The sequence below is a fragment of the Pseudomonas sp. 2,4-D genome, assembly GCF_030418155.1.
GTDB classification, from domain to species: Bacteria; Pseudomonadota; Gammaproteobacteria; order Pseudomonadales; family Pseudomonadaceae; genus Aquipseudomonas; species Aquipseudomonas alloputida.
Genome location: NZ_JAUHUI010000025.1, coordinates 41,081 through 53,697 on the forward strand (window position 1 = coordinate 41,081; position 12,617 = coordinate 53,697).

The following is a 12,617-nucleotide window of genomic DNA, read 5'->3' on the forward strand; positions in this document are numbered from 1 at the left end:
CTCCTAGGCTTCGCACGCCGAAGAGGCTGGATTCACCAGTCGCTCGAGGGTCGCACGGTCCAAAATTTTCGTATCCAGTTTGATATAGATGGCGGCTTCTTCTTCCACCACCACAGCGTCGGTCACACCCGGCACGGCCATCAGGCGCTCGGTCAGGCCGGCCTCCCGGACCGCCTCAGGCGCCAGGGGCATGCGCAGGCTGGTCACATATGGCGGCTCGTTCATGCGCAAGGCGACGATCAGCCAGATAGCACACAGCACCGCGCTACCGAGGAACACCGTGTTCAGCCCACCGTGCTGGAACAGCCAGCCGCCAAGAATCCCGCCTAACGCTGCACCGAGGAACTGGCTGGTGGAATACACCCCCATTGCCGTCCCCTTGCCACCGGCAGGCGACACCTTGCTCACCAGAGAAGGCAGCGAAGCCTCCAGCAGGTTGAATGCGGTAAAGAATACCACGGTGCCAATCACCAGTCCGCGCAAACCGTCAGCCCACTCCCAGAAGTATATCTCCGTCAGCAGCAGGACACTGACCGCGCCGGCCAACACACGTTTCATCTTGCGCTTTTTTTCGCCGTAGATGATGAACGGGACCATTGCAAAAAATGAGATGAACAGCGCGGTCAGGTACACCCACCAGTGCTGCTCCTTGGGCAGGCCGCCACGCTCGACGAACGCCAGCGGCAGCGCAACGAAGCTGGCCATGAGGACGGCGTGCAGGATGAAAATGCTTACGTCCAGGCGCAGAAGGTCCGGATGGCGCAGGGTCGGGCCGATGGCCTGGCGCGCCACACCCGACTCGCGGTGCTGCAAAATGCTGTGGGTGTTGGGCACGACAAACGCGATCAACAGCATGCCGACCAGGGCCAGCCCAGCCGTGACCAGGAACAAACCTGACAAACCAAAGGCACTTGTCAGCAATGGACCGACGACCATGGCGACAGCAAACGAAAGGCCGATGCTCATGCCGATCATGGCCATGGCCTTGGTCCGGTGTTGTTCGCGGGTGAGGTCCGACAGCAGTGCCATGACCGCAGCAGAAATTGCCCCCGCGCCCTGCAGGATGCGCCCGGCAATCACGCCCCAGATAGAGTCGGCTTGGGCCGCCAGTACACTGCCCAGGGCGAAGATCACCAGCCCCAGATAAATCACCGGCCGGCGACCGATGCGGTCGGAAATCATCCCGAACGGGATCTGCAATACCGCCTGGGTCAGGCCATAGGCACCAATGGCCAGGCCGATCAGGGCAGGCGTGGCGCCAGCCAGGTCCATGCCGTAGGTGGCCAGTACCGGCAAGACCATGAACATGCCCAGCATACGAAAGGCAAAGACCAGGGCAAGGCCGCCAGCGGCGCGGGTTTCGCCGCTACTCATACGCTCGTTGTGGGTGTCGTGCATGGATTAACCTCGTGTGAACCGGCGGCGATTCTATCAGTCCGACAGCTTGACGGCATCAACGCGACGCTTTGCCGCGTCATACTGGCGCGCCGTATACTTCCTTGTTTATGCCCGCCAAGCGAGGCCGCAGTGGACAAGATCCTTATTCGTGGGGCACGTACCCACAACCTGAAGAACATCGACCTGACCCTGCCCCGGGACAAGTTGATCGTGATCACCGGTTTGTCCGGTTCCGGCAAGTCGTCCCTGGCGTTCGATACCTTGTACGCCGAAGGCCAGCGCCGCTACGTGGAATCGCTGTCGGCCTACGCCCGGCAGTTCCTGTCGATGATGGAAAAGCCCGACGTCGACACCATCGAAGGCCTGTCGCCAGCGATTTCGATCGAGCAGAAGTCGACCTCGCACAACCCGCGCTCCACGGTCGGCACCATCACCGAAATCTACGATTATCTGCGCCTGCTATACGCCCGCGTCGGTACTCCACGCTGCCCGGACCACGATATCCCGCTGGAGGCGCAAACGATCAGCCAGATGGTCGACCTGGTGCTGGAGCGCCCGGAAGGCAGCAAGCTGATGCTGCTTGCGCCGGTAGTGCGCGAGCGCAAGGGCGAGCACCTGGCGGTGTTTGACGAGCTTCGCGCCCAGGGCTTCGTGCGGGCCAGGGTCAACGGCAAGCTCTACGAGCTTGATGAGTTGCCCAAGCTGGACAAGCAGAAGAAGCACAGCATCGATGTGGTGGTGGACCGATTCAAAGTCCGCGCCGACCTGCAACAGCGCCTGGCCGAATCGTTCGAAACCGCGTTGAAGCTGGCCGATGGTATTGCCCTGGTGGCACCGATGGACGACGAACAAGGCGAAGAGACGATCTTCTCCGCGCGCTTCGCCTGTCCGGTGTGCGGCCACGCGATCAGCGAGCTGGAACCGAAGCTGTTTTCCTTCAACAACCCGGCTGGCGCCTGCCCGACCTGCGACGGCCTGGGGGTCAAGCAGTTCTTCGACACCAAACGCCTGGTCAACACCGAACTGACCTTGGCCGAAGGCGCGATCCGCGGCTGGGACCGGCGTAACGTGTACTACTTCCAGATGCTCGGTTCGTTGGCTGCGCACTACGGCTTCAGCCTGGAGGAGCCTTTCGGCGAGCTGTCAGCCGAACACCAGAAAGTGATCCTGCAGGGCAGCGGCAAGCAGAGTGTCGATTTCAAGTACCTCAACGACCGAGGCGACATCGTCAAGCGATCGCACCCGTTCGAAGGCATTGTGCCAAACCTTGAGCGTCGCTACCGCGAAACCGAATCGGCCACTGTGCGTGAAGAACTGGCCAAATTCCTTGGCACGCAACCGTGCCCGGATTGCCGGGGTACGCGCCTGCGCCGCGAGGCGCGCCATGTGTGGGTGGGCGAGAAGACCCTGCCGGCTGTAACCAATATGCCGATCGGTGAAGCCAGCAACTACTTTGGTCAACTGACCCTTACTGGCCGACGTGGCGAAATCGCGGCAAAAATCCTCAAGGAAATCTGCGAACGACTTCAGTTTCTGGTCAATGTCGGCCTCGACTACCTGACCCTGGATCGTAGCGCCGACACCCTGTCCGGTGGCGAAGCGCAACGTATCCGACTCGCCAGCCAGATCGGTGCCGGTCTGGTGGGGGTGATGTACATCCTCGATGAACCGTCCATCGGCCTTCATCAACGCGACAACGACCGCCTGTTGGCCACACTTAACCATTTGCGCGACCTGGGCAACACGGTGATCGTGGTGGAACACGACGAGGACGCCATTCGGCTGGCCGACTACGTGGTCGATATCGGCCCGGGCGCCGGTGTTCACGGTGGGCAGATCGTCGCCGAGGGCTCGCCCCAGGAGGTCATGGACCATCCCGATTCGCTGACTGGCAAGTACCTGTCCGGGCGCAAGAAGATCGTCGTGCCGGCCAAGCGCACACCGCGCAACAAGAAGCTGCAGCTCAAGCTCAAGGGCGCACGTGGCAACAACCTGCAGAACGTCGACCTGGAAGTACCGATCGGCCTGCTGACCTGCGTGACCGGTGTATCCGGCTCGGGTAAATCGACGCTGATCAACAATACCCTTTACCCCTTGGCCGCCACCGCCCTCAATGGCGCAAGCAGCCTGGAAGCCGCACCGCACAGCAGCATGGACGGCCTGCAGCACCTGGACAAGGTGGTGGATATCGACCAGAGCCCGATCGGCCGCACGCCGCGCTCCAACCCGGCGACCTACACCGGCATCTTCACGCCGATCCGCGAGCTGTTCTCCGGTGTCCCGGAGTCACGCTCGCGTGGTTATGGCCCGGGGCGTTTCTCGTTCAACGTCAAGGGTGGCCGTTGCGAGGCCTGCCAGGGCGATGGCCTGATCAAGGTGGAAATGCACTTCCTGCCGGACATCTACGTGCCGTGTGACGTGTGCAAGAGCAAGCGCTACAACCGCGAAACCTTGGAGATCAAGTACAAGGGCAAGAACATCCACGAGGTGCTGGAAATGACCATCGAGGATGCCCGCGAGTTCTTCGATGCGGTGCCGGCGCTGGCGCGCAAGCTGCAAACGTTGATGGATGTGGGCCTCTCGTACATCAAACTGGGGCAATCAGCGACCACGTTGTCCGGCGGTGAGGCGCAGCGGGTAAAGCTGTCGCGCGAACTGTCCAAGCGCGATACCGGCAAGACCTTGTACATCCTCGACGAACCTACCACCGGTCTGCACTTTGCCGATATCCAGCAACTGCTGGACGTGTTGCATCGCCTGCGCGACCACGGCAACACCGTGGTGGTGATCGAGCATAACCTGGATGTGATCAAGACCGCCGACTGGCTGGTTGATCTGGGGCCTGAGGGCGGCTCCAAGGGTGGGCAGATCATTGCCTGCGGTACACCAGAAGAGCTGAGCGAGATGAAGCAGTCATATACCGGCCATTACCTGAAACCATTGCTGGAGCGGGATAGGGCCTGAGTATTGCCGGGGCAATGAAAAAGCCCCTGGTACCGATGGTGCCAGGGGCTTTTACTTGAGTCTGTGGATAACTTACATCTGCGACTGCAGGTAGTTTTCCAGCCCGATGGCCTTGATCAGGCCCTGCTGCTTCTCAAGCCAGTAGGTGTGATCTTCTTCGGTGTCGGCCAGCTGCGCACGCAGGATGTCACGACTGACGTAGTCCTTGTGCAATTCGCACAGCTCGATGCCTTTGCAAAGCGCACCGCGCACCTTGTATTCGAGCTTGAGGTCAGCCTCGATCATTTCCGGCACGGTGCTACCGACCTCCAGGTCATCCGCACGCATGTCAGGGGTCCCTTCGAGCATGAGGATACGGCGCATCAGGGCATCGGCGTGTTGCGTCTCTTCCTCCATCTCGTGGTTGATGCGCTCGTAGAGCTTGGACAGGCCCCAGTCTTCGTACATGCGCGAATGAATGAAGTACTGGTCGCGTGCCGCCAGTTCGCCCTTCAGCAGCGTGACGAGATAGTTGATTACATCCGGGTGGCCTTGCATCGCCCTGATTCTCCATGTGAAAACGTCTATGCCACATAGTGTGAACCAGCTTTTGTCTATGGTCACTGAAAAACGCGCAATTAGACGCAAAAAATCGGTTAAACAGTAGTGATATTCATTGAAAAACCGCCCAAATGAGGGCGGTTCTTCTTATCACTTCGACTTAGGCGAGATTGATGCCCAAAGCCTTGGCAATTCCTTCGCCGTAGGCCGGATCCGCCTTGAAAAAGTACTGTAGCTGACGCTGGATCACGTCTTCGCTGACGCCCGCCATGGTACCGGCGATGTTGCTGATCAGCAGGGCCTTCTGCTCATCGTTCATCAAACGGAACAAAGCGCCGGCATGGCTGAAGTAGTCGGTGTCCTCGCGGTGATCGTAGCGATCAGCCGAACCATTCATGGCCAATGCTGGCTCAACATGACGTGGCGACTGTTTCGGGGCATCGCTGTAGCTGTTTGGCTCGTAGTTCGGTGCACTACCGTAACTGCCGGTGGCCATCGAGCCGTCACGCTGGTAGCTGTTCACCGGGCAGCGTGGCGCGTTGACTGGCAATTGCTGGTGGTTGGTACCCACGCGATAGCGGTGCGCGTCAGCGTAGGCGAATACACGGCCTTGCAGCATGCGGTCCGGGGAAAGACCGACGCCGGGCACCATATTGCTCGGCCCGAACGCGGCCTGCTCGACCTCCGCAAAATAGTTGAGCGGGTTACGGTTGAGCTCCAGTACACCCACCTCGATGAGCGGATAATCCTTCTGCGACCAGGTCTTGGTCACGTCGAATGGGTTCTCATCGCGGCTGGCAGCCTCGGCTTCGCTCATCACCTGAATGCAGACAGTCCAGCGCGGGTAGTCGCCACGCTCGATGGCCTCGAAGAGGTCGCGCTGAGCGTAGTCCGGGTCGGTACCTGCCAGGCGTGCAGCGTCTGCCGGGGTGAGGTTCTTGATGCCTTGTTGGGTCTTGAAGTGCCACTTGACCCAAGTGCGCTCACCCTTTGCATTGATCAGGCTGTAGGTGTGGCTGCCAAAGCCATGCATGTGACGGTAGCCGTCCGGAATGCCACGGTCGGAAAACAGGATGGTGACCTGATGCAGCGCTTCTGGGGAGTGCGACCAGAAGTCCCACATCATCTGAGCATTCTTCAGGTTGGACTGCGGGTGGCGCTTCTGGGTGTGGATAAAGTCCGGGAACTTCAGTGGATCACGAATGAAGAACACTGGCGTGTTGTTACCGACGATGTCCCAGTTACCTTCTTCGGTGTAGAACTTCACCGCGAAGCCACGCGGGTCACGCTCGGTATCTGCAGAGCCGCGCTCGCCACCAACGGTGGAGAACCGTAAGAAAGTCTCGGTTTGTTTACCGACCTCTTCGAACAGCTTGGCGCTGGTATAGCCGGTGATATCGTGAGTAACGGTAAAGGTACCGTAGGCGCCCGAGCCTTTGGCATGGACGCGGCGCTCAGGAATGTTCTCGCGGTTGAAATGGGCGAGCTTCTCGATCAGGTGGAAGTCGTCGAGCAGCAGCGGACCGCGCGGGCCGGCGGAGCGGGAGTTCTGGTTGTCGGCTACAGGTGCACCGCTAGCGGTGGTGAGAATCTTGCTCATGGGCTCTCCTTTTCGTTCTTCAAGGGCCGGCTAATCGGCTGTAGAAAGAGTATTGACGAGCAAGATTACAGGGACAAATTCATTACATGACTTACATCAATAGAGATAAACAATAGATGTACAAACAAAAAACCGGGCACTAGGCCCGGTTTTCTGTAGCAGACAGAACGTCTTACTCAGCAGCTTCTACAGCACCGCCGACCGGACGATCAACCAGCTCGACGTACGCCATAGGCGCGTTGTCGCCAGCGCGGAAACCGCACTTCAGGATGCGCAGGTAGCCGCCCTGACGGGTGGCGTAACGCTTGCCCAGGTCGTTGAACAGTTTGCCAACAGCGGACTTCGAACGGGTACGGTCGAAGGCCAGACGACGGTTAGCAACGCTGTCTTCCTTGGCCAGGGTGATCAGCGGCTCGGCAACGCGGCGCAGTTCCTTGGCTTTCGGCAGGGTGGTTTTGATCAGCTCGTGCTCGATCAGCGACACTGCCATGTTCTGGAACATAGCCTTGCGGTGAGAGCTGGTACGGCTCAGGTGACGTCCACTTTTACGATGACGCATGATTCATTCCTTACCAAACACTACGTTCGGTGATTACGACGATCAGGCGGTCGCCTTGTCGTCTTTCTTAAGACTTGCAGGCGGCCAGTTGTCGAGGCGCATGCCGAGAGACAGACCACGAGAGGCCAGAACGTCCTTGATTTCAGTCAGGGACTTCTTACCCAGGTTAGGAGTCTTCAACAGCTCTACTTCGGTACGCTGAATCAGGTCGCCGATGTAGTAGATGTTCTCCGCCTTGAGGCAGTTGGCCGAACGTACAGTCAGTTCCAGGTCGTCAACCGGACGCAGCAGGATCGGATCGATCTCGTCTTCCTGCTCGACTACGACAGGCTCGCTGTCACCTTTGAGGTCGACGAACGCAGCCAACTGCTGTTGCAGAATGGTCGCAGCGCGGCGGATAGCCTCTTCAGGATCCAGGGTGCCGTTGGTTTCCAGATCAATGACCAGTTTGTCCAGGTTGGTACGCTGTTCAACACGGGCGTTCTCGACCACATAGGCGATACGACGCACCGGGCTGAAGGAGGCGTCCAACTGCAGACGGCCAATGCTACGGCTTTCGTCTTCGTCGGTTTGACGGGAGTCGGCCGGCTCGTAACCACGACCACGAGCTACAGTGAGCTTCATGTTCAGAGCGCCGTTCGACGCCAGGTTCGCGATTACGTGATCGGGGTTGACGATCTCGACATCGTGATCCAGCTGAATATCGGCAGCGGTAACCACCCCCGAACCCTTTTTCGACAAGGTCAGCGTAACTTCGTCACGACCATGCAGTTTGATAGCGAGACCTTTCAGGTTCAACAGGATTTCAATTACGTCTTCCTGAACACCTTCGATCGCGGAGTACTCATGGAGTACGCCATCGATCTCGGCCTCGACTACTGCACAGCCAGGCATGGAGGACAACAGGATGCGGCGCAGCGCGTTGCCCAGGGTATGGCCGAAACCACGCTCGAGAGGCTCGAGCGTAATTTTGGCGCGGGTCGGACTGACTACCTGCACATCAATGTGGCGGGGAGTCAGGAACTCATTTACCGAAATCTGCATGGATGCACCTATTTTCTAGCCCTTACTTGGAGTAGAGCTCGACAATCAGGTTTTCGTTGATGTCGGCAGACAGGTCGCTGCGAGCAGGAACGTTCTTGAAAACGCCCGACTTTTTAGCAGCATCCACGTCAACCCACTCAACGCGGCCACGCTGGGCGCACAGTTCAAGGGCTTGAACAATGCGCAACTGGCCCAGCGATTTCTCGCGGACTGCGACCACGTCACCCGGACGAACTTGGTAGGATGGAATGTTTACAGTCTTACCGTTGACGCTGATCGCTTTGTGCGAAACCAGCTGACGGGACTCGGAACGAGTCGAGCCGAAGCCCATACGGTAAACGACGTTATCCAGACGGCACTCGAGCAGTTGCAGCAGGTTTTCACCGGTTGCGCCTTTTTTAGAGGCAGCAGCTTGGTAGTAACCGCGGAACTGACGCTCCAGAACACCGTAGATACGACGGACTTTTTGTTTCTCACGCAGCTGGGTGCCGTAGTCGGACTGACGGCCACGGCGCTGGCCGTGGATACCTGGGGCTGCTTCGATATTGCACTTCGATTCCAGAGCGCGAACGCCGCTCTTCAGGAAAAGATCAGTGCCTTCACGACGAGACAGTTTGCATTTTGGACCAATGTAACGTGCCATTCTTCTGTCTCCTGATTACACGCGACGCTTCTTCGGCGGACGGCACCCGTTGTGCGGGATTGGCGTCACGTCGGTGATGCTGGCGATCTTGTAGCCGCAGCTGTTCAATGCACGAACGGCGGACTCACGACCTGGACCTGGACCCTTGACGTTAACGTCGAGGTTCTTCAGACCGTATTCCAGCGCAGCTTGACCAGCACGCTCAGCAGCGATCTGAGCTGCGAACGGGGTGGATTTGCGCGAACCACGGAAACCCGAACCACCGGAGGTCGCCCAGGACAAAGCATTGCCCTGACGGTCGGTGATGGTCACGATGGTGTTGTTGAAAGAAGCATGGATGTGGGCGATGCCATCAACCACTGTCTTTTTGACTTTCTTACGAGGACGAGCAGCAGGTTTTGCCATGTCTATATTCCTGGGCGATTACTTGCGGATCGGCTTACGCGGGCCCTTACGGGTGCGTGCGTTGGTCTTGGTGCGCTGACCGCGAACCGGCAGACCTTTACGATGACGCAGGCCGCGGTAGCAACCCAGGTCCATCAAGCGCTTGATCTTCATGTTGATGTCACGACGCAGGTCACCTTCGGTGGTGAACTTCGCGACTTCGCCACGCAGGGTTTCGATTTGCTCGTCGCTCAGATCCTTGATCTTAGCGGCTGGGTTTACACCAGCGTCTGCACAAATCTTCTGTGCAGTTGTGCGACCGACACCATAGATGTAGGTCAGCGAGATAACAGTATGCTTGTTATCTGGAATGTTGACGCCTGCAATACGGGCCATTCAGTGGGACTCCAATTGACAGCTACCTACGCCCCGGAAGCCAAGAAATAGGGCGCGAGATAATATCGCTGTAGAAACGAATAATCAACCCAGCAGCACACTAGCTGCTGGGTTTGAAGCGCAGATCACACTCAGCCTTGGCGCTGTTTGTGACGCGGTTCCGCGCTGCAGATCACTCGTACGACGCCTTCGCGACGGATGATCTTGCAGTTACGGCACAGCTTTTTCACCGATGCACGAACTTTCATTACCGACTCCTCGAACCTTAGGGGCGTATCAGCGCAGCAAACCGCTGCCACCGTAGCCTTTCAGGTTGGCTTTCTTCATCAGGGATTCGTACTGGTGCGAAACGAGGTGCGATTGTACTTGGGACATGAAGTCCATCACAACCACTACCACAATCAGCAACGAGGTCCCGCCAAGGTAGAACGGCACATTTGCTGCCACCACCAGGAACTGGGGCAGAAGGCAGACGGCCATCATGTAAAGAGCACCGAACATGGTCAAACGGGTCAGAACGCCATCAATGTAGCGCGCCGACTGCTCACCAGGACGGATACCCGGAATAAAGGCACCGGACTTCTTCAGGTTTTCCGCTACGTCTTTCGGGTTGAACATCAACGCTGTGTAGAAGAAGCAGAAGAAAATGATCCCTGCACTAAACAGCAGAATGTTCAACGGCTGACCAGGAGCGATCGACTGCGAGATGTCCTGCAGCCAGCCCATACCTTCGGACTGACCAAACCAGGCACCCAGCGAAGCCGGGAACAGCAGAATGCTGCTCGCGAAAATGGCCGGGATAACCCCCGCCATGTTCACTTTCAGCGGCAAGTGGCTAGTCTGCGCAGCGAAGACCTTACGGCCCTGCTGACGCTTGGCGTAATGAACGGCGATACGACGCTGACCACGCTCAATGAACACCACAAAACCGATAATCGCTACTGCCAGCAGACCGATGGCGACCAGGGCGAAAATGTTGATATCGCCTGTGCGTGCAGACTCGAAAGACTGCCCGATTGCTCTCGGAAGACCGGCAACGATACCCGCGAAAATCAACATCGAGATACCGTTGCCCACACCGCGCTCGGTGATCTGCTCGCCCAGCCACATCATGAACATCGCGCCTGCCACGAAAGTGGAAACAGCGACGACATGGAAGCCCAGGCCTACAGAAAACGCCACGCCCTGGTTGGCCAGGCCAATGGACATGCCAATGGCTTGGACCAGTGCCAGGATAACGGTGCCGTAGCGGGTGTACTGGCTGATCTTGCGACGGCCAGCTTCACCTTCCTTCTTCAACTGCTCCAGTTGCGGGCTGACCGCCGTCATCAACTGCATGATGATCGATGCCGAAATGTACGGCATGATCCCCAGTGCAAAGATGCTCATGCGCTCGAGCGCGCCACCGGAAAACATGTTGAACAAGCTAAGAATGGTCCCCTCATTCTGCCGAAACAGATCCGCCAGACGGTCCGGATTGATGCCGGGAACCGGGATATGCGCACCTATCCGATAGACGATGATCGCCATGAACAGAAAGCGCAGACGAGCCCAGAGTTCCGACATCCCGCCCTTACCGAGCGAAGAGAGAGCACCTTGCTTAGCCATTTATTCCTCGAATTTGCCGCCAGCTGCTTCGATAGCCGCACGCGCACCCTTGGTGGCTGCGATACCCTTGATGGTGACTGCGCGAGTAACTTCGCCAGACAGCATGATTTTCACACGCTGAATGTGCTGGTTGATCACGTTGGCATCCTTCAGGGATTGCACGGAGATCACGTCGCCTTCCACTTTGGCCAGCTCGGACAGACGCACTTCAGCGCGGTCCATGGCTTTCAGGGAAACGAAGCCGAACTTCGGCAGGCGACGGTGCAGCGGCTGTTGACCGCCTTCGAAGCCAGGAGCGATCGAACCACCCGAACGGGAAGTCTGACCTTTGTGGCCACGGCCGCCGGTCTTACCCAGACCGCTACCGATACCACGACCTGGACGATGCTTCTCGCGACGGGAACCCGGCGCTGGACTCAGATCATTGAGTTTCATCGATTAGCCCTCGACCTTCAGCATGTAGTAAGCCTTGTTGATCATCCCGCGGTTCTCGGGAGTATCCTGGACTTCTACAGTGTGACCGATGCGACGCAGACCCAGGCCTTTAACACACAGCTTGTGGTTAGGCAGACGGCCCGAGACGCTCTTGATCAGCGTTACTTTTACGGTTGCCATGATCAGAAGATCTCCTCGACGCTCTTGCCACGCTTGGCGGCAATGGATTCAGGAGATTGCATGGCTTTCAGACCCTTGAAGGTGGCGTAAACCACGTTCACTGGGTTGGTCGAACCGTAGCACTTGGCCAGAACGTTCTGAACACCAGCAACTTCCAGGACAGCACGCATTGCGCCACCGGCGATGATACCGGTACCTTCCGAGGCAGGCTGCATGTAAACCTTCGAGGCGCCGTGGGCAGCCTTGGTGGCGTACTGCAGGGTGGTGCCCTTCAGGTCAACCTGGATCATGTTGCGGCGAGCAGCTTCCATGGCTTTCTGGATCGCGGCTGGTACTTCGCGCGACTTGCCACGGCCGAAGCCAACACGACCTTTACCATCACCAACCACGGTCAGCGCGGTGAAGGTGAAGATACGGCCGCCTTTTACGGTTTTGGCAACGCGGTTAACTTGAACCAGCTTCTCGATGTAGCCTTCGTCGCGCTTTTGATCGTTATTTGCCATAACTTAGAACTCCAGCCCGCCTTCACGAGCAGCATCAGCCAGCGCTTTGACGCGGCCATGGTACTTGAAGCCGGAACGGTCAAAGGCAACTTGAGATACACCGGCGGCTTTCGCACGCTCAGCTACCAGCTTGCCAACCTTAGTGGCCGCGTCGATGTTGCCAGTGGCGCCATCACGCAGGTCTTTGTCCAAGGTCGAGGCGCTTGCCAGAACCTTGCTGCCGTCGGCCGAAATGACCTGGGCGTAGATGTGCTGCGAGGAGCGGAACACGCACAGGCGCACGACTTCGAGTTCGTGCATCTTGAGACGTGCTTTGCGAGCGCGACGCAGTCGAATAACTTTTTTGTCGGTCATTTACTAGGC

At 58.2% G+C, this 12,617-nt stretch carries 15 protein-coding genes; 1 reads left to right on the plus strand and 14 read right to left on the minus strand.

Annotated features, from left to right (window positions below; genetic code table 11):
- Positions 1-3 precede the first annotated feature (3 nt).
- Positions 4-1,398, minus strand: a complete 1,395-nt coding sequence (locus QYE47_RS17665; RefSeq protein WP_014589479.1) for an MFS transporter — start codon at positions 1,396-1,398, stop codon at positions 4-6.
- A gap of 129 nt (positions 1,399-1,527) precedes the next feature.
- Between QYE47_RS17665 and uvrA the strand changes: the two genes are divergently transcribed.
- The gene (uvrA, locus tag QYE47_RS17670) at positions 1,528-4,362 is read left to right on the plus strand and encodes an excinuclease ABC subunit UvrA (RefSeq protein ID WP_014589478.1); all 2,835 of its coding nucleotides are present in this window, start codon (positions 1,528-1,530) and stop codon (positions 4,360-4,362) included.
- 72 nt (positions 4,363-4,434) lie between these two features.
- Here uvrA and bfr read toward each other — a convergent pair whose 3' ends face one another.
- The 13 genes from bfr to rplR all read right to left on the minus strand — a co-directional run bounded on the left by bfr (position 4,435) and on the right by rplR (position 12,608).
- Positions 4,435-4,899 (minus strand): bacterioferritin, encoded by a 465-nt coding sequence (bfr, locus tag QYE47_RS17675; RefSeq protein ID WP_003255449.1) that lies wholly within the window; start codon positions 4,897-4,899, stop codon positions 4,435-4,437.
- Positions 4,900-5,062: 163 nt separating this feature from the next.
- Positions 5,063-6,502 (minus strand): catalase, encoded by a 1,440-nt coding sequence (locus tag QYE47_RS17680; RefSeq protein ID WP_014589477.1) that lies wholly within the window; start codon positions 6,500-6,502, stop codon positions 5,063-5,065.
- 172 nt (positions 6,503-6,674) lie between these two features.
- A complete protein-coding gene (gene rplQ / locus QYE47_RS17685; protein WP_003255451.1) occupies positions 6,675-7,061 on the minus strand; it encodes a 50S ribosomal protein L17 in 387 nt (128 codons plus the stop codon).
- Between the two features lie 42 nt (positions 7,062-7,103).
- The gene (gene rpoA / locus QYE47_RS17690) at positions 7,104-8,105 is read right to left on the minus strand and encodes a DNA-directed RNA polymerase subunit alpha (protein WP_003255452.1); all 1,002 of its coding nucleotides are present in this window, start codon (positions 8,103-8,105) and stop codon (positions 7,104-7,106) included.
- 22 nt (positions 8,106-8,127) lie between these two features.
- Complete coding sequence (gene rpsD / locus QYE47_RS17695) at positions 8,128-8,748, minus strand: 30S ribosomal protein S4 (protein WP_003255453.1); 621 nt, start codon at positions 8,746-8,748, stop codon at positions 8,128-8,130.
- Between the two features lie 15 nt (positions 8,749-8,763).
- Positions 8,764-9,153, minus strand: coding sequence for a 30S ribosomal protein S11 (gene rpsK, locus QYE47_RS17700; protein WP_003255454.1), 390 nt, complete (start codon positions 9,151-9,153; stop codon positions 8,764-8,766).
- A gap of 18 nt (positions 9,154-9,171) precedes the next feature.
- Positions 9,172-9,528: a 30S ribosomal protein S13 gene (gene rpsM, locus QYE47_RS17705; protein WP_003255457.1), complete on the minus strand. Its 357-nt coding sequence runs from the start codon at positions 9,526-9,528 to the stop codon at positions 9,172-9,174.
- A gap of 131 nt (positions 9,529-9,659) precedes the next feature.
- Positions 9,660-9,776 carry a 50S ribosomal protein L36 gene (gene rpmJ, locus QYE47_RS17710; protein ID WP_002555468.1) on the minus strand — a complete coding sequence of 39 codons (117 nt, stop codon included), beginning with the start codon at positions 9,774-9,776 and terminating at the stop codon, positions 9,660-9,662.
- A 28-nt stretch (positions 9,777-9,804) separates the two neighbouring features.
- Positions 9,805-11,136: a preprotein translocase subunit SecY gene (secY, locus tag QYE47_RS17715; protein WP_003257108.1), complete on the minus strand. Its 1,332-nt coding sequence runs from the start codon at positions 11,134-11,136 to the stop codon at positions 9,805-9,807.
- Positions 11,137-11,571, minus strand: coding sequence for a 50S ribosomal protein L15 (gene rplO / locus QYE47_RS17720; RefSeq protein ID WP_003255461.1), 435 nt, complete (start codon positions 11,569-11,571; stop codon positions 11,137-11,139).
- Positions 11,572-11,574: 3 nt separating this feature from the next.
- A complete protein-coding gene (gene rpmD / locus QYE47_RS17725; protein WP_003255463.1) occupies positions 11,575-11,751 on the minus strand; it encodes a 50S ribosomal protein L30 in 177 nt (58 codons plus the stop codon).
- Positions 11,752-11,753: 2 nt separating this feature from the next.
- Positions 11,754-12,254, minus strand: a complete 501-nt coding sequence (gene rpsE, locus QYE47_RS17730; RefSeq protein ID WP_003255465.1) for a 30S ribosomal protein S5 — start codon at positions 12,252-12,254, stop codon at positions 11,754-11,756.
- Between the two features lie 3 nt (positions 12,255-12,257).
- Positions 12,258-12,608, minus strand: coding sequence for a 50S ribosomal protein L18 (gene rplR, locus QYE47_RS17735; RefSeq protein WP_003255467.1), 351 nt, complete (start codon positions 12,606-12,608; stop codon positions 12,258-12,260).
- Positions 12,609-12,617: the final 9 nt, after the last annotated feature.